Consider the following 22,963-nt stretch of genomic DNA (forward strand, 5'->3'; position numbering starts at 1 on the left):
AATGTTTAAGGGTGATAAAAATGATTAGTGCTATTATTATGGCATCTGGTTTTGGAAAGAGAATGGGTAAAAGCAAGCTGTTACTGCCTTATAAAAACAAAGCTATGGTTGAACACATTATAGAAAAAGTCATGGCTTGTGATTTTTGCAGCAAAATCCTTGTGGCTAAAGATGAAGAAGTACTGAATATAGGCATAAAAAATGGTATTAAGGTTGTAAAAAATAGCAATGCATTTAAAGGTCAAAGTGAGTCCATAAAACTTGGAATAAGTGCTTCAGAAGAAGCTCATGGATATATGTTTTTTACATCAGATCAGCCTTTGCTGGATGTTGATACTATAAAACTTCTAATGGATGTATTTGAAAAAAATAATAATTGTATAATTGTTCCTATCCATGAAAATAGAAAAGGGAGTCCTGTAATATTTCCAAAAAGGTTTATAGATGAACTTAAATTGCTTCAAGGAGATAATGGCGGAAAGAATGTTATTAATAATCACATTAACAATGTAATAACTGTAGATGTTAAAAATAAGTATGCGATGGTAGATATAGATACCTGGCAGGATTATGAGAAAATTACAAGGGGTTAAAATATGATTGAAGATATTGTTATAATAAGAGGCGGAGGAGATATTGCCTCTGGTATAGTACAAAAGTTATATAGAAGTGGATTCAAGGTTTTAATAGCAGAAGTAGAAAAGCCTACTTCCATTAGAAGAAAAGTGTGTTTTAGCGAAGCTATATTTGATAGTTATGTGATTGTGGAAGGTATAAAATCTGTACTTGTAAAAAATATATATGAAATTAAAAAGGCTTGGTCTGAAGGCAGTGTACCTGTTATTGTAGATCCAGAAGGCAAATATATAGATATAATAAAACCTCAAATTGTTATAGATGCAATAATAGCAAAGAAGAATTTAGGAACAAATATGAACATGGCACCTATGACTATAGCAGTGGGGCCTGGATTTGAAGCTGGAAAAGATGTAGATATAGTTGTAGAAACTATGAGAGGTCATAATTTAGGAAGGTTGATATTTAGTGGTATGGCTATGAAAAATACTGGTGTGCCTGGAAAAATAGCTGGTTATTCAAAAGAAAGAGTAATACACAGTCCTGCTAGTGGTATTATTGACAATATAAAAGAAATTGCAGATATAGTTAAAGCTGGAGAAGTTATAGCTTATGTGGATGGAATAGAAGTTAAAGCTACTATTGATGGAGTATTAAGAGGATTAATAAGAAATGAAAGTAAAATTTCCAAAGGACTTAAAATAGCAGACATTGATCCTAGAATTGAAGAAAAGCAGAATTGTTATACAATTTCTGATAAAGCTAGAAGTATTGGCGGGGCAGTGTTAGAGGCTGTATTGTATTTAAAAGCAACTAAAACCAAGATTTTTAGAGAAATGACTAAAGTAGTATAAAATAATGGCTTTAATTTTGTAAGCATTACTTGTTATTTGATACAAGTAGTGCTATATTTTTATTATTTGTAATGGTAAAATATAGAATGGATAAAAATAAGGAGGAATTTATATGAAGGTTAAAATGTCCAATTTTTTAAATAACACAAAACCAAGTATAAAAAAACTTATAAAAAACCTATCTAAGGATTTCAAATATGTATCAGTTTTAGGTAGTGACGTTTGTGGAAAATTATATTCTGTTCAAAGAACAGGAATTTCCATTCAGGATTCATTTTGGAGTGAAAGAGGTTTTGTAGTAAAGGTTCATAATGGAATTAGTTATTCTGAAATTTCTTTTAATGAAATAAATGAAAATGACATTGAAATTACAGCAGAAAACATAAGAAAAAAAATAAAAGGACAAATTGAATCCTTAAAAAATAAAGTGAACATAAATGCTTATGATTTGATAAATGAAGAAAAAATAGAAAAAACTTTTATAGGAGAAGTTAAAGTGCTTCCAGAACAAATAAGCGATAAAGAAATAGTAGAAAAAATGATAAGTATAAAGGATAAGGCTTTTTCTTTAAGTGATCTTTTAATAGATTTAAGAGTTAGATACCAACAAGTTCATGTATCAAAGATTTTTGTTTCTAATAATAAGGACTTAGCTCAAAGTTACATATGGAGTGAAGGATCAATATTTAGTATTGTAAGACGAGAAAATAAGACTAAATATTCATATAGTCCTTTTTCTGGGCTTAAAGCTTCTGAACTTTTAGATGAAATTTCAGAAAAGGTAGATGAAACTGTAGATATTTCTATAAAACTTCTAGATTCAAAGCCAGTTACCCCTGGAGAATATGAATGCATATGTTCTCCAGATGTTTCAGGAATAATTGCACATGAGGCTTTTGGTCATGGTGTAGAAATGGACATGTTTGTGAAAAATAGAGCTAAAGCAGCTGAATATATGGATAAGGAAATAGCATCTCCACTTGTAACTATGCATGATGGAGCTGCTTCAGCTGTAGATGTTTCTTCCTATTTATTTGATGATGAAGGAGTTTTAGGAACAGATACTGTAGTTATAGATAGAGGAATCCTTAAGAAAGGTATATCAGATACACTTTCAGCTTTAAAGTTAGCTACTACTCCAACAGGAAATGGTAAAAGACAGTCTTTTGAAAGAAAAGCTTATTCAAGAATGACTAATACTTATTTTGCAGCTGGATCTAGTAAGCTTGAGGATATGATAGCTTCAATAGAATTTGGATATTTATTAGATTGTCCAATGAGTGGTATGGAGGATCCTAAGAATTGGGGAATACAATGCATGGTAAATTATGGCCTTGAAATAAAAAATGGAAAGCTCACAGGGAATATTGTATCTCCAGTAGTTTTAACAGGATATGTACCTGATCTTTTAAAATCTATATCCATGGTTTCAGATAAAGTAGAACTTTGTGGTTCTGGTGCTTGTGGCAAGGGATATAAGGAATTTGTAAAGGTATCTTCTGGAGGACCATATATTAAAGCGAAAGTGAGGCTTGGATAAAATGATAAACAGAATAAAAAGTGTATTAGAAACTTTGGATGTTGATGGATATAAAATAGTTGAAACAAAGGTAAATTCAGAAGAGTTATTTCTCATAAAGAAAAATTTGGACATGAATAGAAGTAAAGATGTTCACCATTTTAAAGTTACAGTTTATAAGGATTTTGAAGAAAATAAAATGAAATATAAAGGATCTTCTGTATTAAATATTCATCCTACCATGAATGATGAAGAAATTAAAAAGTCTTTGGAAGATGCGGCCTTTGCTGCTAACTTTGCTAAAAATCAATATTATGATCTTCCTAAAAAGGCTAAAAAAGAAAATAAGAAGATTAAAGAATGCAGTTTTAAAGGCAATACACTTTCTTATTGGATGGAAAAATTAACAGAAAAGCTTTATGAAGCTGACAATAAAGAAAAAGGAAATATAAATTCATCAGAACTTTTCTTAGAAAAAGTATATAAAAGAATTGTAAATTCAAATGGAGTAGATGTTAGTTTTGAAAATTATAAGGGAACTATTGAATTTATAACCAATTGGAGAGAAAAAGAAGAAATAGAACTGTATAAATCCATAGGATTTTCAAATTTTGATGAAAAGCAAATTGTGTCTTCTGTAAATGAAATGCTATTTGTTTCACAGCAGAGAGCTTTGGCAAAAGATATGCCAAAGGCTGGAAAATATAAGGTCATATTTACAGGGTCGCCTGTTAAAGAACTTCTTTCCTATTATGTGTATCAAGGAAATGTAGAAGCAGTTTACAACAATATGTCTATAGCTAGGCTAAATGAAAATATACAAGGTGATGATGTAAAAGGGGATTTGTTAAGTATAACGCTGGATCCAGCGTTAGAAAACTCATCTTATTCAGTTCCTTTTGATGAAGATGGAATTGCTTTATCAAAAGTTCAAATATTTGATAAAGGTGTACTTAAAAATTATCATGGAGATTTTAGACACAGCTTCTATTTAGAAGCAGAACCTACAGGAATTATTAATAATTTCATAGTAGATGGAGGAAGCAAAGCTTATAAAGAAATGAAAAATGAACCTTATATGGAACTTGCTGAATTTTCTGATTTTCAAATAGATAAGCTTACTGGAGATTTTGGAGGAGAAATAAGGCTTGGATGGTACTTTGATGGAATAAAAACTACTCCTATAACTGGAGGTTCTGTATCTGGAAATATGAAGGATTTTCACAGTAATATGTATCTTTCAAAGGAAATACAAAAAGATAATGGATTTGAAGGACCAAAGGCATTAGAACTATTTGATGTATCCATTGCTGGAAAATAAACTATTATTGATAATGATTAATAGTTTAGTGGTTAATTTAAAAGGTTATTAAATTAGGTATAAAGTTATAAGTAGATTTGTCTACATATAATTTTATACCTAATAATTTTATTTGTGTAAAATTTAAAAGATTTATTAAATCATATGTCCTTTTAATAAAGGAGCAGTGCCTGAATTTAATTTTTTACATATTTTTTCGTAAACAAGTATAGCATTTAAAATAAGTAATGTGCTAGTAATAAAAAACACATATTTTATGCCAAAATATGAAGCTATTTGTCCACCAAGTAGAGAACCAGAAAAGGTTCCTAAATAAAATGCACTCATATTAAAACCATACATTCTTCCAGTAAGAACGTCTGGTGTTATTTTCTTTAATAAGGTGTTAATTGATGGTGCTAGACCTGCTGTTACAAAACCTAATGCAAATCTTAATATTATTAATTCCCAGGAATTTTTTACAAAAGCTTGAGGTATAAATATTAAACCAGCTATAATAAGGGATGCAAGCATAACCTTTTGAGGTCCAACTTTATCTGATAACTTCCCAAGTCTTGGAGCTGAGATAATACTGGCAACACCTGAAGCAGAAAAAGCCATTCCAGAAATTAAGGCAATATGAGCTGAATTACGGGATAACTCAGAGATATATATTGTTATTATTGGTTCTATAGAAAAAAATGCAAGCTGCAAAATAAAAGAAGTAGCAAATAAAACAATAATTAAATGAGAATCAGGCAGCTTATTCCAAACCTCTTTTGTACTGAGTACTTTTTTATCAGATGCTGCAAAATCTTCTTTTACAAATAGTAAAGTTAGGATAAAAGCAACTAACATAAGAGCACCAGTAAAGAAGAAAGTGAATTGTAACCCCAAAATTTCATCTAGATATCCTCCAATAAGCGGACCAAGTAGTGAACCGGAAATAGAAGCTGTGGATAGAACACCTAATGCCCAACCAGAATGTTCTTTATCAGTTTGAGTTGCAACTAATGTCATACAAGCTGTACTGTAACCTGCTACAATTCCCTGGAGCATTCTCAAGGCAATAAGCTGATATATATTTTGCGCAAACCCCATAGTCGAAATTACAAGACACATACCGAGACTTGCACGTAAAAGCATAGGTTTTCTACCCATTTTATCAGCTGCATATCCCCAAATTGGTGAAAATATTGCTAAAACTATAAAAGTAATTCCAAATGCAATTCCAGATATTTGTTCAACAGCAGAGATATTGTGAACACCAAGCTGCTTAATGTAAAGTGGCATTATAGGTGCTATTTGGCTCAGTCCTAAAGCAGTTACAAATGATCCAAACCAACATACAATTAGATTCTTTTTCCAAATTTTCAATAGTGTCAACCTTCTTTCGCAATTAACAATTATACTTTAATTATAAGCTTAAAGAAGGCTTAATTACATGAAGTATTTTAATATTCATGGACATTTTTGCTGTAAAATTCTTTAGGACTTATACCTTTGATTTTTTTAAATAGCCGACTAAAGTAAAATTCATCTTTAAAGCCTAAGATTTCAGAAATTTCTTTAATTTTTTTATCGCCAACTATAATAAGTGATTCAGCCTTGTCTACTTTCATCTTGTTAAAAAATTCAATTATTGAATATCCTGTTGTATCCTTAAATGTCCTTGAAAGATAGCTAGGAGAAAGAGAAACAAGACCTGATAATTCTTTTAATGTAATGGATTTATTTATATTTTCATGTAAGTATTTTATAATTTTTTCTACTTTAACAGTTGATGAATAATTTGTATTTTGTATTTTTAAATTATCATGTATTTCTAACAAAAGTTCTTCAAGAATTATTTTGCAGGAAAATTCGTAATCAGGTAATTTTGTACTCCATGTTTCAACAAGTTTTTTAAATATATGGAAAAGTGGGTAGTAGTTTTTAAACTTCTGCATTATAGGAAATTTTAGATATTTAATTTCAGTAGATAAATTCCATTTATCATTGCAAAAATTTACACAAATAAAGCTAAAATGAACAGATAAAAAACTAAGAGGTTCACTTAAATTTGGTTCTATTGAATGAAAAACGTCAGGTTTTAAATAAAATAACATTCCTTTCTCTACAAAGAATTCTCTGTTTTCAGTTGATATATAACCTTTACCACCAGTTACAAGAAAGAGTTCATGGTGATTAATTTTTCTAGCAATTTTTTTCTTGTGTTTCCGTTTCCAATCCTCATAAGTTTCTCTGTGAGTACAATAATGAATATGAAAATAAAGATTATTCTTGTCCATAATATGTCTCCTATTTATAAACTATAGTTTTGTTTCTTGTGCTTTGAACACATTATATAATGTATATTTAAATTATTCAATTTTCACAGTTTAAAAATAATATGAATACTATAGTAAAGAGAGCTATTAAAAGGAAGGATAAATTTGAAAAAATTAAATCCAGAAAAGCTTTTTGTAAAGTTTAAGGATGGAGTTAACAGTGTAAGTCCGATTATACTAAGAAGATATACACTAACACATTCGGATAAAACAGCAGAACTTTTTCTAGTAATAGGGTTAACATATGCTTATGAAAATATAACATCTGAAAGGGATGAAGTATTAGCAGAATGGAAATTTGTGAACAATCAATATGTTTTAAATGTATTTTGCCATGTTGGAGGTGAAAACAATAAGGATAAAGCTGCTTTAAGATATAAAATCTTTATAAGAGAATTGCCATTAGCTTTAGAAGCAATTTGTTATGGAGATAGAAAGCTTTTTGAAGTACATCAATTTCTAAAAAATTCACCAATAATGGTTAGATTTGAATCTATTTATCCTCAATATAATGGTATAAAATATTTTGGGATGCCTAAGAATTATTTATAATTACATTAAAAAGAGGAAATTTAGTAATAGAAATGGAGCTTTGCACTAAGAATAAATACTACAATGTGTTGTGCTAGTTTTTAATTTACAAAACACCATATTGTAGATAAATTCCTTAGTGTAACAGCTCCTTAATTATTCATATTGATAAGTTGAATTTATGATAAATTTTAAAAATATGGAAATATATTGAAAAAATCTGTTATAATAATTGTAATAGCATTTTTGTAAATTTATTGAAAAATTAAATTTACATAGAATAATTATAATCAAAAAGGGTGAAATGCTGTAATTTAACAGATATTTGGAGGGATAAAATTGATTAAAAAGAACTTAGCTTTAAGCATGGTTTTAGTTTTATTTTTTTCAGGATGTGGGACAGCAAATAAAAATGCTTCAAAAAATACAGAGAACAAAAATGAAACTACTATGAACGATAAAAATAATAATTCTACCAGTAAAGATTCTGAAAACAAGCAAAAAGAAATTGATAAGTCTGAAACGGAAAGAAAAGCTTTTACTCCTTTAGTGTTGTCAGATGTTTCATCCCTTAGCACTAAAGCTATATCCTGGTCGTGGATGTATTCACCAAGAGATAATGCATCACTATTATCAAAATATAAAGGATATGCTTTTGGAGATACTTCAAAAAAAGTTATTTATCTTACCTTTGATGAAGGGTATGAAAATGGGTATACATCTAGTATTTTAGATACATTAAAGAAAAATAATGTGCATGCAGCTTTCTTTGTAACTAAGCCATTTGCAACTGGCAGCTTTAAAGGAGTTCCAAATGCTAGTTTATTAAAGAGAATGAAGGTTGAAGGACATATAATAGGAAATCATTCTGTACATCATAAATCTATGCCTACATTCAAAAATGAGAAAGCCTTTGATGATGAAATTACTGGAGTAGAGTCTGTGGTAAATAGTATTCCTGGTTGCAAGATGTCAAAATATTTCAGACCACCAGAAGGCACTTTTAGTGAATTATCTCTTTACTATACTCAAAAGATTGGTTATAAATCTATATTTTTTGCTCTTGCACATCAAGATTATGATGCAAATAAGCAGCCTGATCCAGGAAAATCTAAGGCAGTTCTTTTGAAAAACACACGTAATGGTATGATTTGTCTTCTCCATGCTATGTCTAAGACTAATGTTGCTATTTTAGATAGTTTGATTAAAGAATGGAAGAATGAAGGTTATGAATTTAAGACTTTAGATGAACTTCCAAATTAACAAATTTTAATAAAAATTCAGTGTAAATAAGGTGGTATCAATTTGGAAAGAAAATTATGCCACCTTTAAATTTTAAATAAAAATAAGCAAAATTTTTTATTTAAAAGTAAAATAGCTGCAAAACAATTAAAAAAATCAAAACTATAATTGTAGAGTGTAAAATTAACAAATTAGATACTAATTTATACATTATATTAAAAAAATAATATTTTGCTTATTTTAATATTTACAGATTACAAATAAATCATGAAAAATCATAAAAACAGAATTTATTAACATAAATTTACAAAGAATAAAATAAATAGTAAAACATAAAATATACTATATTTGGAATTTACTGAAAATTATTTATTTTACATACTATACGTTGGGGGTACAATAAAATTTTCTAATTATATATTTGCAACAAAAATAAGGGGGAGTAAAAGTGAAGAGTAAAAGATTAATGACATTTTTATTAACAGCAATGATAGTATCAACTACTGGATTTGTTGGATGTGGGGGGAGCAGTCAAGAGACACAAGGATCAAGTGGAAAAGCGGATAAGGACCAACATTTAAATCTTGCTTTAAGAGCAGAACCAAAAACAATAGATCCATCAAGAGCTACAGACGATTACAGTAATACAGTTATAACAGATACTCAAGAAGCTTTAACAAGATGTGAAAATAATAATGGCAAAGAAGATATTAAACCAGCAGGTGCTGAAAGTTGGAAAACATCTGAAGATGGACTTACTTGGACATTTAAATTAAGAAATAATAAATGGTCAGATGGACAAGAGGTAAAAGCGCAAGATTATGAATATTCAATAAAGAGAACATTAAGTCCTAATACAGCTTCAGAATATTCATATATACTTTATCCGATAAAAGGAGCAAAGGAATATAATAAGGGACAAGGAAAGGTTGAAGATGTAGGTGTAAAAGCTTTAGATGATAAAACTTTGGAAATAAAACTTGCATATCCTTGTGCATATTTTATGAAAATAACTTATTTTAGAGTATTTACTCCAGAAAGAAAAGACATAGTTGAAAAAAACGGAGAAAAATTTGGATCAGAAGCTAACACATTAGTTTCATCTGGCCCTTTTGTAATTAAAGATTGGATTCATAAGAATAAAATGGAATTGGAGAAAAACCCAAATTATTGGGATAAAGATAAAGTTAAATTAGATAAAGTAACTTTAAAGATTATAGATGATAATCAAGCTAGAATGAATGAAACGTACAATGGTTCTCTTGATTTAGCTGAAGTGGAAAAAACAGAATGGATTGATAAGTTAAGTACTAAAAAAGATTTAACATATATAACAGGAATTGATCCAGAAACAGATTATTCTTATTTTAATTGTAAAGATAAAGTATTTTCAAATGCAAAGGTAAGAAAAGCATTTGCTTTAGCACTAAATAGAGAAGATCGTGTAAAAACATTGTTTCCAAAAACAAGAAAAGCTTTTTATGCATTCTGCCCTCCTGGAGTGAAAATAGGAGAAGAAGACTTTAGAAAGAAAGTAGGAGAAGAACCTCTTAAAAAATTAGAAGAAGAAGTAAAAGATCCTAAAACATTGCTTTCAGAAGGTTTGAAAGAATTAGGAATGGACGCAGAGCCATCAAAACTAACTATTACTATAACTGCATCAGGAACAGATGCTAATGCAAAACAAATGTATGAAAAGGATCAGGCAAATTACGAAAGTGTTTTGGGATGTAAAATTAAAATAGATTATATGGATTGGGCAATATATCAGGATAAAACAAGAAAAGGACAATATCAAATGGCAGCTCAAGCATGGGTAGGTGACTATAATGATCCTATGACAATGTTTGATTTATGGACATCAACTTCAGATATGAACAATCCTAAGTGGTCAAATGCCCAATATGATGCACTTATAGAAAAAGCATCAAAAACTATGGATCAAAAGGTTAGATTTGAAGCATTTAAAGAAGCAGAAAAAATACTTTTAGTTGATGAAGCACCAATAGCTCCAGAGGATTATAGAGTAAAAACATTCTTTATGAAAAAATATGTTAAAGGCATGCAATATCCATTATTTGGAACAAGACAAGAATTTAAATATGCATACACTGAAGGAAGAGATACTAACTAAAATTAAAATTGAATCAAGTTTTATATTAAACGAAACTTGATTCAAATAAATTTCTTATAATTCAAATGGAGGTAAAATGATGCTTAAATTTATTCTAAAGAGAATAGTATATATGTTTATAACATTATGGGTAGTTATTACTGCTACATTTGTATTAATGCATGCTATGCCAGGGGATCCTTTAGCTAGTTTAGCAAGACAACTGCCTGCTCAAATAAAAGCTAATTACTATGCTAAATATGGATTGGATAAACCTGTATCGCAGCAGTATTTGGTTTATTTAAAAAATTTAATGAAGGGTGATTTTGGTCAGTCGCTTACAAATCCAGGAAGAGATGTTAAAAATACAATAATAACTCAATTACCAGTAACAGGGCGTATTGGAGTACAAGCAATTGCTATGGGATTTGCTATAGGCATAACTTTAGGAGTTATTGCAGCCTTTAACAGAAATAAAAGTCCAGATTATGTGGTCATATTTATAGCACTTTTAGGAGTATCTATACCGAGCTTTGTGCTTGCGGCACTTCTTCAGTATTTTTTAACAGTTAAAGCAACATTATTACCAACTACAGGGTGGGGGGGATTTAAATTTTCAATATTACCAGCTATTGCTTTAAGCTTTGCAGCTCTTGCAACTTATGCAAGATATATGAGGACAAGTTGCTTAGAAGTAATAGGACAAGATTATGTACTTACAGCTAGAGCTAAGGGTGTATCAGATTTTAATTTAATATGGAAGCATATAATAAGAAATGCTATACTTCCAGCTATAACAATATTAGGACCGCAAATAGCAGCAATACTTACAGGTTCATTTGTTATAGAAACTATTTTTTCAATACCAGGACTTGGATCAAATTTTGTAACAAGTATAAATAATAGAGATTTTTCTATGATTATGGGAATGACTATTTTTTATGCTGCGTTATATATAGTTGCACTTCTTATAGTAGATATTCTTTATGCACTGGCTGATCCAAGAATAAGAGTTGATGGTGGAAAGAGATAGGAGGAAGAATACATGGCTGAGTTAAGAAAAGAAAAGTTTAAAATTGTAGGTTGTGGTAATTCCGAAGGAGAAACCATAGTAAGACCTAATATGACATATTGGCAGGATGCATGGAGGAGATTAAAGCAAAATAAGATTGCCATACTTTCCTTAATAATACTTGGGATAATAACATTTTTATGTATTGTAGGTCCTCATTTAACTCCTTATAAATTCCAAACGGTGGATTCCAGTATAATAAATATGGCAGCAAATGGAAAGCATTATTTTGGAACTGATGACTTAGGAAGAGATATGTTTGCAAGAGTATGTGTTGGAGGTAGGGTATCTTTAATAATAGGTTTAATAGGTGCAGTTATAGATACTACTGTTGGAGTTTTGTATGGAGGCATTGCAGGATATTTTGGTGGAAAAGTAGATGTTATAATGATGAGAATTGTTGAAGTACTTATAAGTATACCATATTTACTAGTTGTTGTTTTGATATCTTTAGTTTTAGGAAAAGGTATGTTGGCACTTATAATTGCTATGACAATTACAGGTTGGGTTGGTATGGCACGACTTATAAGAGGACAAGTTCTTCAAATAAAAGAACAGGAATATGTATTGGCAGCGCAGGTACTTGGGGCTAGCTCAATGAGAATCATACTTAAACACTTACTGCCTAATACTATCGGGGTTATCATTGTTGCTATAACTTTTGATGTACCTTCATTTATATTTGGTGAAGCATTTTTAAGTTTTATAGGTCTTGGAATACAATCGCCAAATACAAGCTGGGGAGCCATAGCTTCATCAGCTCAGCAGTATTTAATGTTTTATCCGGAGCAGCTTTTCTTTCCATCACTATTTATAAGTTTGACAATGTTATCCTTTAATCTTTTAGGTGATGGATTAAGAGATGCACTAGATCCAAGATTACGTCAATAATTGGAGGTAAGCAGAATATGGAAAGAGTTTTAGAAGTTAAAAATTTAAGAGTGTCATATCATACCTATGCAGGTGAAGTTCAATCTGTTAGGGGAGTGGATTTTCATTTGAATAAGGGTGAAACATTGGCTGTAGTTGGAGAATCAGGTTGTGGCAAAACTGTAACAGCTAAATCTTTAATGAAATTAATAGAGACTCCACCAGGTGAAATAAAAGAAGGTTCGGAAATTTTACTTAATGGTAAAAGTGTTTTAGATATGTCTAAAAATGAACTAAGGCAAATACGAGGAGAAGAAATAAGCATGATTTTTCAAGACCCTATGACATCTTTAAATCCTACAGCCAAAATTGGAAATCAAATTGCAGAAAGTTTAATCATACACAGAGGAATGAAAAAAGCTGAAGCTCTAAAAGAAGCTGAAAAAATGTTAAAGGTAGTTAATATACCTAATGCTGAAAAAAGAGTTAATCAGTATCCACATGAATTTTCAGGTGGTATGAGACAAAGAGCAATGATTGCTATTGCACTTGCTTGTAATCCTAAAATTTTAATTGCTGATGAACCAACTACAGCATTGGATGTTACAATACAAGCTCAAATAATAGATCTCATAAAAGAACTTCAAGATAAATATGGAACAGCAGTATTAATGATTACTCACGATTTAGGAGTAGTTGCAGATATAGCACACAGAATACAAGTAATGTATGCAGGCAAAATAATTGAAAGAGGTTTAACAGATGAAATATTTTATAATGGACAGCACCCATATACTTGGGCACTTTTACAGTCTGTTCCTAGATTAGATACTGCACATAAAGACAAACTTTATTCTATACAAGGAACTCCTCCAGATTTATTAAAACCGCCTGCAGGATGTGCTTTTGCTTCTAGATGTAAATATTGTATGCAGATATGTAAAGAAGAGTTACCAGAATATACAAAAATCAGTGAAACTCATGAAGTGGCTTGTTGGCTGCAGCACCCTGATGCACCTAAAGTAGAAAATCCATTATTATTAAACAAGGGGGCAAAATAATATGAATGAAAATATAATAGAAATAAAAAATCTTAAGAAATATTTTAATGTAGGAAAAGGTGCTGTGCTTAAAGCAGTAGATGATGTAAGCTTCAATATAAAAAAAGGTGAGACTTTAGGACTTGTTGGAGAATCAGGATGTGGAAAAACAACTTGTGGAAGAACTGTTTTAGGATTATATTCAGCCACAGATGGTGAGGTCTTATTTCAAGGTACTAATATTCATAAATTAAAGGCAAAGGAAAAAGTAGATTTTACAAAAAAAGCTCAAATGATATTTCAAGATCCCTATGCATCTTTAAATCCAAGAATGACAGTTGGAGATATAGTTGGTGAAGGCGTAGACATACATAGTATGTATAGAGGAAAAGAGAGAATGGATAAGATATATGAAGCATTAGATTTAGTTGGATTGAATAAAGAGCATGCATCTAGATTTCCACATGAGTTTTCAGGAGGACAAAGGCAAAGAATAGGAATAGCTAGAGCACTTATTATAAATCCACAATTCATAGTATGTGATGAACCAATATCAGCTCTAGATGTTTCAATACAGGCTCAAGTAGTTAATCTTTTAATTAAACTTCAAAATGAGCTGGGACTAACATATTTGTTCATTGCTCATGATCTTTCAATGGTTAAACATATATCTGATAGAGTTGGTGTTATGTATTTAGGAAAGATAGTAGAATTGGCGTCCAGCCATGAATTATATGAAAATCCCATTCATCCATATACTAAAGCACTACTTTCAGCTATTCCTATTCCTGATCCTAAAGTTGAAAAAGAGAGGAACAGAATAATGCTTGAAGGTGAGGTTTCAAGTCCAATAAATCCTAAACCTGGTTGTAGGTTTGCTTCAAGATGCAGATTTGTAAAGTCCGAGTGTAAGGAAAAAACGCCAGAATTTAAAGAAGTAGAAAAAGATCATTTTGTGGCATGTCATATTATATAGATATGAAAAATATATAGGTTTTACTATTTAAAAAATTATTTTTTAGTAGTAAAGCCTATTTTTTATGAAATTTTATTATGCACATATTTACTGTATATAGATATAGTTTTAATTAAATGATACAATTATAATGCAAAAATATTATTATGAAAGAGAGAAATTAACATTGTATGATTTATTATTTCAATTTGTGGATAGGGCTACATTACTTCTTATATGTATATTTATTATAACTAGAATACATAGTTTTAGAAAGATTTTTTTAAAAGACAACTATGAGAAAAAAGATTATGTAATCATTTGTATAGTTTTTTCGATATTTTCAGTATTAGCAACCTATACAGGTTTAAATGTAGAAGGTTCATTAATAAATGTTAGGATAATTACCATAGTATCTGGAGGAGTGATATTTGGTCCAGTTGTAGGAGTAGTTACGGGAATAGTATCTGGAATTCATAGGTATTTAATAGACATACATGGTATAACATCTATTCCTTGTTTAATAAGCAGTATTACTGCAGGAATAGTATCTGGATATATTAATAAAAAGGTTGAAAAGAAATACACATGGCTGGCAGGTATAGCTGCAGGTATGCTTTGTGAAATACTTACAATGGTGCTTATATTAATATTGAGTAAACCTCATTCTCTAGGTTTTGATATAGTATCTAAAATAGGGATTCCAATGGTACTTGGTGAAATTAGTGTTGGATTCATAGTTTTGTTAGTTCAAAGTGTGGAAAATGAAAAGGAAAAGATAGCAGCTAAGCAGGCAAAGCTTGCTCTTGATATTGCAAATAAGACTTTACCGTATTTTAGAAATATAAATACTGATGCTTTAAATAAAATATGTGATATTATTAAAGAAGATATAGAGGCTGATGCAGTGTCCATAACTGATAAAAAAAATATACTTGCTTATGTTGGACTTGGAAAGGAATATTATAATATAGGGCATGAAATAATAACAGAAGATACGAAAGATGCAATTGCGAGTGGTAAAATAATTATAAAAAATGATGGTATAGATCATAAATATGCAGCCTTAAAATCAGCTATAATAATACCTTTTGAAGATAAGAATGAGATTACAGGGTGCTTAAAGATATATTATGTAAAGGATCATAAAATAACATATCCATTGCAAACTCTTGCAGTAGGACTTTCACAAATTATATCAACACTAATGGAGGTATCTAAAGTTGAACAAATAAAAGAAATGGCAAATAAGGCAGAATTAAAAGCACTTCAAACTCAAATAAATCCACATTTTTTATTCAATGCATTAAATGCTGTGGCTTCATCCATAAGAATAAATCCAGATAAGGCAAGGGAACTTATAATAAACTTATCCAATTACTTAAGATATAATTTGGAGTTAAACGATGAATTTATAGATATAAAGAAAGAATTAAAACAAGTTAATGATTATGTAGAAATAGAAAAAGCAAGATTTGGAAATAAGCTAAATGTAATTTATGATATAGACGATATACATGTTAATATACCTAGTCTTATAATACAACCACTAGTTGAAAATGCTATAGTTCATGGAATTTTGAAAGGTAAAGGGACAGGTACAGTAACTATAAGTGTAAAAGAAAAAGAGGAAAAGATTAAGATATCAATAGTAGATAGTGGTGTTGGTATAGATGATAGCATAATAGAAAAAGTTTATAAGGATGATATTCCTAAAAATAAGATAGGCTTATACAATGTGCATTTAAGATTAAAGCTTATTTATGGAGAGGGACTTAAAATAAAAAAACTAGAAAAAGGGACTAAAATAGAATTCTATGTAACGAGGTGATTTTATGAAAGGTATAATAGTTGAAGATGAATTTTTAGCTAGAGAGGAACTTAAATACTTTATTAAAAATTATAGTAATATAGAAATAGTAGACGAATTTGAAGATGGCATAGAGGTACTAAAGTTTATTCAACAAAATGAGGTTGATGTTATATTTTTAGATATAAACATACTATCATTAGATGGAGTAGTACTTGCTAAAAATATAAGTAAATTTTCTAAAAAACCTTATATAGTATTTATAACAGCATATAGAGAACATGCTGTAGAAGCATTTGAAATAGAAGCTTTTGACTATATACTTAAACCTTATTCTAAATCTAGAATAATGTCCATGCTTAAAAAATTAGAAGTGAGTTATAATCATCAAAATGTTAGCTTACATAAGAATCCTATTAGTAATAAGATAAATTTATGGAAAAATGAAAAAATAATAGTTGTGGATATGGATGATATATATTATTGTGCTGCTAAGGAAAGAATAACTTGTGTTTTTACAAAGAATGAAGAATACTCTGTTAATGTTAGCATATCAGAATTTTATAATACTTTACCAAAGGACAAATTTTTTAGAAGTCACAGGTCTTACATAGTAAATATAACTAAGATAAGAGAAATAATACCATGGTTTAATAATACATATAATTTAAGACTTCAAGATATAGATTATGAAGTACCAGTAAGTAGAAGCAATATAAAAGAATTTAAACAAATTATGAATATATAAGTGTATTTCATGTAAAGTTTTATGCATTTCATTCCTAAATTGCTAATTATATATTTTATGAATATATAATTAGGCTATAGTAAAGCTTAAGCACTAGCAAAAGTTTTCATGGTATAGCATTAAAGATTTAATAAAGGGAGTGTATAAAATGAAAAATACGTCAGAACATCCTTGGTTAGTGGTACTTGGTACCGTAATTGCACAATTAGGATTAGGAACAATTTATACTTGGAGTTTATTTAATCAACCAATTTCAGATAAATTTGGGTGGGGATTAAGTACAGTGGCAATTACTTTTTCTATAACAAGTTTTGCTTTATCTTTTTCAACATTATTTGCAGGAAAGATGCAGGACAAGTTAGGAATGAGAAAACTGATATCATTATCAGGCATAGCATTAGGAATTGGACTTTTACTAACATCTAGGGCAACTTCAATATCTATGCTTTATATTACAGCAGGAGTAATTGTTGGAGCAGCTGATGGTATAGGATACATTACTACACTTTCCAATTGTATTAAATGGTTTCCTGAAAAAAAAGGTCTTATGTCAGGTATTTGTGTAGGTGCTTATGGAACAGGAAGTTTAATATTTAAATATGTCAATGCAAGTATGATTTCTTCAAAAGGAGTATCAATGGCTTTTTTATACTGGGGTATAATTGCTATGATTTTAGTATTTATAGGAGCTCAATTCTTGAAAGATGCTCCTAATGTAGAAAATGCTAATAATATTATATCAGAGAAACACAATTTTACTGTAAAAGAAATGTTAGCTACCAAAGAAGTATATCTTCTGTTTATAGTATTTTTCACAGCATGCATGAGCGGTCTTTATTTAATAGGCATTGTTAAAGATATTGGTGTTAAATTAGCAGGATTAACTCCTGTAGTTGCAGCAAATGCAGTAGCTATGGTAGCTATATTTAATACTGCAGGAAGAATTATATTAGGAACATTATCAGATAAGTTAGGGGCATTAAAAGTTGTATTAGGCACTATGGCAGTGACAGCGGTATCAGTGTTCGTATTGAGCTTTGTACATTTAAATTTTACGATATTCTTTGCTTGTGTTTCAGCAATAGCATTCTGTTTTGGTGGAAACATTACAGTATTTCCTCCAATTGTAGGAGATTTCTTTGGTGTAAATAATCAAACAAAAAATTATGGAATTGTGTATCAGGGATTTGGAATAGGAGCTCTTTCAGGAACGTTTATATCTACAGCAGTAGGTGGATTTAAACCAACATTCATGGTAGTTGGAGTATTATGTATAATTTCAATTTTTATAGTTGCTACTATAAAAGCTCCAAGTTTCAAGAGTAGTGAAAAAGAAAAAGTTAATCTCAAATTAAATAATAAGGTTGCATAATTGATTTCAAAGATATTGTAAGTTTTAATATATTATTTACTAAATATAAGCAGAATGCGATGCAAGAGTATAGTGGAAGTTAAAATCCAAACTTCTACTAGTACCCTTGCGTCGCATTATTTTTAAACTGTGAAAGTTGAGTTACTTAAGTTTTTGTTTAGCTAATTTTGAAATGAAACGGAAAGCCGTTGTAGAAAGCATTATTCCAAATGCAATTGCTCCTCCTACAGCAACGGTTTGCATACCTTCAGAGGATGCTAAAGAATACTTTTGTTCTACAATACTGTTTATAGTAGTATAAGCTGTTATACCAGGTACTAGAGGAAATATTCCTGGTATTGAAAATTGTACAGCAGGTGTTTTAAGTATTCTTGCCATTAATTCACTGTATATGCCTACAAAAAATGCTCCTACAAAGGATGAAGAAACAGGACTGTAGGTATACTTATAAGCTGCAAGATATGCAGCCCAACCAATAGCACCACAAAATCCAGCCCATATTATTTTTTTCCTATCAATATTAAAAAGAATAACAGGAAATATGCTGCCTAAAAATGCTAATAATATTTGTTTTATCATAATTTTATACCCATCCCAATAGTTAATGCTGATCCAATTCCTGCTCCTACTGCAGTTATAATAAGCATTGCTTCACCAAATTTAGTTATACCTGATTCAAAGTCACCAGATATAATATCTTTTATGCCATTGGTGAGAGGAACTCCTGGTAATAATATCATTATTGATCCAGTTATGACATTACCTTTATTTACAAGAGGTAATGAGTTTTGAGCAACTATACTAGCAATACCTATGATAAAACCTGAAAGAAAAAATTGCAGAAAAACAATTCCAGATATTTTTTCTAGTATGAAATAAACAACTATACTTATAATTACAGAAACTATTGAATCACATATACTACCATTAAAAAATAGTGAATAAATAAATGAAGTCATACTAGCAGCAAATAATCTTAATGGAAAGCTAAAATAAGGAGCTTGTTCTATATCTTTTAGTATTTGTTTAGCTATTTCATAGGAAACAGGTTCATGTTGAATGTCTCTTGAAAAAGAATTAATTAATTCTATTCTATATAAATCCACATTTCTTGTTCTGATTTTTTTTAATGAAGTTACTTTTTCATTATTAATATCTATTATAGAAATAAATACTCCTTTAGCAGTAACCATACATTCACATTTTAGATTATATGCATTACATATTCTTTCAATTGTTTCTTCAACCCTATAGGATTCTGCACCGCTGCTTAAAAGCATTTGTCCTGCACAAAGGGAAATTTCCAAGACTTGTTTGGCTTCCATAGCATACTCCTTCAATAAGCTTTTTATATGAATAAAGATCATAAACAACCTTATTCATCATTTAAAGTTTATAAAAAATTTATAAAAAATGCAATGCCTTTGTTTTAAAAATAGACTTTATTATTTTATATAAATTATTATAGATTTAAAATTATATTGAAGAGTACTGTTCACCTTGCAATTCTGAATCCTTCTCAAAGGATTCATTAATGTTTTCTTGTATAAAGTTTATAGTACAAGAAATATTGTTTATCACATGGTTATAAGTATTACTGAGTTGAGTTAATGAAGCTACTTTTTCATGATTTTTTTTCTTCTTGTATTCTTCTATTTCCTTTAAAACTTTTTTGTGTTCTGCTTTGAATATCCAAACAAGGCTGGTAGCTGTTTCATATTGTTTTTGATTCTTAGTTAAAGTTGATGAAGAAAGCTTCATATTATCAGATTTAGTAGAGGATTTAAGTAAAATATTAGAAGCATAATTTAATGCACCCTTAAATGCGTTATCAAGTAGGTCTATATACTTATTTGTATTGTTACCATAAATACCAGAATTAATTTCTTTTTTTATATTTTCATATTCTGAATTATACTTTTCTACGAAAGGAGATTTAGTAACATCCTTTATAGAACTTTCAATGCGATTTAAAAATTTATAACTAACTATGGCATCATTAGATATGTTTGAATCATCTGTACTTTGAAAAATAGTATTATTGTTGGAATTTTCATTTTTATGTTTATTATTGTTAAGTGAATTTTTATGTCCACTAGTATTAGTTTCATAAGATATTGATTTATTTATTACAATTGAATCCATAATAATCCCTTCTTACATTTTGTATATATTTTCAATATCGAAGAATATTTAGAAGACTTAATACAATATTTAGAAATTATTGGTTAATGCTCCTTATATGAAGCAGCAAATGGTTTTACATAAAAAACCATAACATATTGCTTTTTATAAAGTATCTGTTATAATTAATGTATAACAGATATAATAAATATATCAATAGAAAAGAGGAATAATATGTTAAATAGAAATGTTAGATTAAGTTTAATTTTGGCTATTACAGCATGTACTTTTATATCTTCTTCGGTTTATGCAGATGGAAATATCAGTATAAAAAGACTTAATGGTAACGATAGATATGAGACTTCTGCCAGCATAGCTAATTATTATGAAGCTGGGCAATTGGATAGTGTTGTTGTTACTAGTGGTAATGGATTTGCAGATGCACTTTCAAGCAGCTCACTTCAAGGGCTTGGAGGTTCTCCTGTAATGCTACTAGGAGATAATATACAAAATAGCAGTAAAACTATAAATTATATTGAAAATCATTTAAAGAAGGAGGGTACTATATATATTTTAGGAGGGGAAGCTTCTGTAAATAGTGGGTTTGAGAAATATTTTAAACAAAAAGGGTTTAATAGAATAATAAGACTAGGTGGAAATGATAGATATGAAACTAATATAAAAATAGTAAATCAATCTAATGTAAAGGAAGGTACCCCAATAGTTATAGCAAACGGCGATAATTTTCCCGATGCTTTAAGTATATCCAGCATAGCAGCGTATAAGGGATATCCTGTTTTTATAACTCCATTTAATAATTTGCCAGGTAAAACAGAAGAAAAAATAAAGGAAATTAAACCTTCTAAAATATATGTTATAGGAGGAAGCAGTTCAATAAGTAGTGGAGTAGAGGATAAATTAAAACAAATATCAAAGGATGTAGTAAGAATACAGGGTAAAGATAGATATGAAACCTCTATGAATATATGCAAATATTTTGATGAGAATCTAGATAATGTAGTGATTGCTAGTGGAGAAGCTTTCCCAGATGCACTTTCTGGAACTGCTCTTTCAGCTAAATTTAAAGCACCTATAGTAATAACGGATGGAAATAATATTAATACCGTTAAAGAATATATAGAAAATAGGAAGTTTAAAAAAATAATAATACTTGGAGGAGAAGGTGTAGTTTCAAAAAATGTAGAAAGTGTTTTAAGTTCTAATGAAGATACAAATTTATCTAAAGATTTAAAAGTTAAAGCTGAAAGTTTTGTAAGTAATTTATCAAATAAGAATATGGATGAAGCTTTAAAACAATTAAGTAGTGATTTAAAGGCAGGTTATGGAGAAGGCATAATGAAAAATTATCTTTCAAGTGTAAGCTTTAAGGGAGTTGATACAAAACCAATAGATGTAAATCAAGAAGAAGCACCACTTGGAAATGTAATTACACTAACTTATAAAGTTGAAGGAATTTCTAGCACTGTTGATGTAAAAATAAAATATGATAATGATGGACAAATATATGATTTAGTATTTGAAAATACTCCAGTTGATAGTAAGTATAAACTGCCAAGTTATGCAAATACAGATAACTTTACTGAAAAGAATGTAACCATAGGTGATGGAAAATATAAATTACCAGGGGTATTAAGTATGCCTAAAGGGAAAGGCCCATTTCCAGCAGTAGTACTTGTTCATGGCAGTGGTGCTAATGATAAGGATGAAACCTATGGAGATACAAAGGTATTCAGAGATATATCAGCGGGACTTGCTTCAAAAGGAATTGCAGTATTGCGCTATGATAAAAGATCAAAATATTATGGAGTATTAAGTTCAGTAGATACAAAAATTGATTTAAATGGAGAAACGGTAAATGATGCAGTGGATGCTGTAAACTTATTAAAGAAAACTGAAGGCATCGATTCAAATAAAGTTTTTGTTTTAGGACACAGCCAAGGAGCTATGCTTACATCAACAATAATAAAAGATTGTGGTGATAATGGAGCAGCTGGAGGCATAATGATGGCTGGACCTGTAGATTTTCTTGATACTCTTTTAGAACAAAGCAAATATTTAAATACAATAGGGGGTATGAATGAAAATCAGTTAAAGGGTGTAGAAAGTTTATATAGTACAATAAAAAATAAAGACTTTCCAGGAAATTTACCTGAAAATACACCGATTTTTGGCGCTTACCCATATTATTGGTTAAGCGTTAAGAATTCAACTCAAGTAAATGATGCTGTAAGTATAAAACAACCTATTCTTATTCTTCAAGGAAAAATGGATTATCAAGTGGATGTTTCTAATTTAGATAAATGGAAAAATATATTGAAAAATAAGCAAAATGTAAATTACAAATCTTATGATAAATTAAACCACTTTTTTATAGAAACAAACTCTAAATCAATGGAAGGGTATGGAAAAGCTGCTAATGTGCCTGATTATGTTGTTAATGATATAATTAATTGGGTTAATGAATATTCAAAATAAAATACAAAACT

At 29.5% G+C, this 22,963-nt stretch carries 20 protein-coding genes; 15 read left to right on the plus strand and 5 right to left on the minus strand.

Annotated features, from left to right (window positions below; genetic code table 11):
* The first annotated feature begins 20 nt into the window (after nucleotides 1–20).
* The 4 genes from mocA (at nucleotide 21) to Q6H37_RS13725 (ending at nucleotide 4,270) form a co-directional block, all read left to right on the plus strand.
* A complete protein-coding gene (gene mocA, locus Q6H37_RS13710) occupies nucleotides 21–593 on the plus strand; it encodes a molybdenum cofactor cytidylyltransferase (RefSeq protein WP_318742489.1) in 573 nt (190 codons plus the stop codon).
* A gap of 3 nt (nucleotides 594–596) precedes the next feature.
* Nucleotides 597–1,430 (plus strand): selenium-dependent molybdenum cofactor biosynthesis protein YqeB, encoded by an 834-nt coding sequence (yqeB, locus tag Q6H37_RS13715; protein WP_318742491.1) that lies wholly within the window; start codon nucleotides 597–599, stop codon nucleotides 1,428–1,430.
* 112 nt (nucleotides 1,431–1,542) lie between these two features.
* Nucleotides 1,543–2,970 (plus strand): TldD/PmbA family protein, encoded by a 1,428-nt coding sequence (locus Q6H37_RS13720; protein WP_318742493.1) that lies wholly within the window; start codon nucleotides 1,543–1,545, stop codon nucleotides 2,968–2,970.
* A 1-nt stretch (nucleotide 2,971) separates the two neighbouring features.
* Entirely contained in the window at nucleotides 2,972–4,270 is a 1,299-nt protein-coding gene (locus tag Q6H37_RS13725; RefSeq protein ID WP_318742495.1) for a metallopeptidase TldD-related protein, read from the plus strand.
* 135 nt (nucleotides 4,271–4,405) lie between these two features.
* Here the strand turns inward: Q6H37_RS13725 and Q6H37_RS13730 are convergent, their stop codons facing one another.
* Entirely contained in the window at nucleotides 4,406–5,626 is a 1,221-nt protein-coding gene (locus Q6H37_RS13730; RefSeq protein ID WP_318742496.1) for a multidrug efflux MFS transporter, read from the minus strand.
* Nucleotides 5,627–5,703: 77 nt separating this feature from the next.
* A complete protein-coding gene (locus tag Q6H37_RS13735; RefSeq protein ID WP_318742498.1) occupies nucleotides 5,704–6,540 on the minus strand; it encodes an AraC family transcriptional regulator in 837 nt (278 codons plus the stop codon).
* A gap of 144 nt (nucleotides 6,541–6,684) precedes the next feature.
* Here Q6H37_RS13735 and Q6H37_RS13740 point away from each other — a divergent pair, with 144 nt between their 5' ends.
* From Q6H37_RS13740 to Q6H37_RS13785, 10 genes are all read left to right on the plus strand, one after another.
* On the plus strand, nucleotides 6,685–7,131 hold the full coding sequence (locus Q6H37_RS13740; protein WP_318742500.1) for a staygreen family protein: 447 nt from the start codon (nucleotides 6,685–6,687) through the stop codon (nucleotides 7,129–7,131).
* A gap of 318 nt (nucleotides 7,132–7,449) precedes the next feature.
* Nucleotides 7,450–8,373, plus strand: a complete 924-nt coding sequence (locus Q6H37_RS13745) for a polysaccharide deacetylase family protein (RefSeq protein WP_318742502.1) — start codon at nucleotides 7,450–7,452, stop codon at nucleotides 8,371–8,373.
* A 427-nt stretch (nucleotides 8,374–8,800) separates the two neighbouring features.
* Nucleotides 8,801–10,486: a peptide ABC transporter substrate-binding protein gene (locus Q6H37_RS13750; RefSeq protein WP_318742504.1), complete on the plus strand. Its 1,686-nt coding sequence runs from the start codon at nucleotides 8,801–8,803 to the stop codon at nucleotides 10,484–10,486.
* 79 nt (nucleotides 10,487–10,565) lie between these two features.
* Nucleotides 10,566–11,498 (plus strand): ABC transporter permease, encoded by a 933-nt coding sequence (locus Q6H37_RS13755; RefSeq protein ID WP_318742506.1) that lies wholly within the window; start codon nucleotides 10,566–10,568, stop codon nucleotides 11,496–11,498.
* 12 nt (nucleotides 11,499–11,510) lie between these two features.
* Nucleotides 11,511–12,428: an ABC transporter permease gene (locus tag Q6H37_RS13760; protein ID WP_318742508.1), complete on the plus strand. Its 918-nt coding sequence runs from the start codon at nucleotides 11,511–11,513 to the stop codon at nucleotides 12,426–12,428.
* Nucleotides 12,429–12,445: 17 nt separating this feature from the next.
* Entirely contained in the window at nucleotides 12,446–13,468 is a 1,023-nt protein-coding gene (locus Q6H37_RS13765; RefSeq protein ID WP_318742510.1) for an ABC transporter ATP-binding protein, read from the plus strand.
* A gap of 1 nt (nucleotide 13,469) precedes the next feature.
* A complete protein-coding gene (locus Q6H37_RS13770; RefSeq protein WP_318742512.1) occupies nucleotides 13,470–14,423 on the plus strand; it encodes an oligopeptide/dipeptide ABC transporter ATP-binding protein in 954 nt (317 codons plus the stop codon).
* A gap of 166 nt (nucleotides 14,424–14,589) precedes the next feature.
* Nucleotides 14,590–16,233, plus strand: a complete 1,644-nt coding sequence (locus Q6H37_RS13775; RefSeq protein WP_412523919.1) for a LytS/YhcK type 5TM receptor domain-containing protein — start codon at nucleotides 14,590–14,592, stop codon at nucleotides 16,231–16,233.
* 4 nt (nucleotides 16,234–16,237) lie between these two features.
* Entirely contained in the window at nucleotides 16,238–16,960 is a 723-nt protein-coding gene (locus Q6H37_RS13780; protein WP_318742516.1) for a LytTR family DNA-binding domain-containing protein, read from the plus strand.
* Between the two features lie 148 nt (nucleotides 16,961–17,108).
* Nucleotides 17,109–18,332: an OFA family MFS transporter gene (locus tag Q6H37_RS13785; protein WP_318742518.1), complete on the plus strand. Its 1,224-nt coding sequence runs from the start codon at nucleotides 17,109–17,111 to the stop codon at nucleotides 18,330–18,332.
* A 141-nt stretch (nucleotides 18,333–18,473) separates the two neighbouring features.
* Here Q6H37_RS13785 and Q6H37_RS13790 read toward each other — a convergent pair whose 3' ends face one another.
* The 3 genes from Q6H37_RS13790 to Q6H37_RS13800 form a co-directional block, all read right to left on the minus strand.
* Nucleotides 18,474–18,911, minus strand: coding sequence for a threonine/serine exporter family protein (locus tag Q6H37_RS13790; protein WP_318742520.1), 438 nt, complete (start codon nucleotides 18,909–18,911; stop codon nucleotides 18,474–18,476).
* Nucleotides 18,908–19,657, minus strand: a complete 750-nt coding sequence (locus Q6H37_RS13795) for a threonine/serine exporter family protein (RefSeq protein ID WP_318742522.1) — start codon at nucleotides 19,655–19,657, stop codon at nucleotides 18,908–18,910. The genes Q6H37_RS13790 and Q6H37_RS13795 overlap by 4 nt, the downstream gene beginning before the upstream one ends.
* Nucleotides 19,658–19,808: 151 nt before the next feature.
* Complete coding sequence (locus Q6H37_RS13800) at nucleotides 19,809–20,477, minus strand: hypothetical protein (RefSeq protein ID WP_318742524.1); 669 nt, start codon at nucleotides 20,475–20,477, stop codon at nucleotides 19,809–19,811.
* A gap of 213 nt (nucleotides 20,478–20,690) precedes the next feature.
* Here Q6H37_RS13800 and Q6H37_RS13805 point away from each other — a divergent pair, with 213 nt between their 5' ends.
* Nucleotides 20,691–22,952, plus strand: a complete 2,262-nt coding sequence (locus Q6H37_RS13805) for an alpha/beta fold hydrolase (protein WP_318742526.1) — start codon at nucleotides 20,691–20,693, stop codon at nucleotides 22,950–22,952.
* Nucleotides 22,953–22,963: the final 11 nt, after the last annotated feature.

Source organism: Clostridium sp. JS66, assembly GCF_033561535.1.
GTDB lineage: Bacteria > Bacillota > Clostridia > Clostridiales > Clostridiaceae > Clostridium_AM > Clostridium_AM carboxidivorans.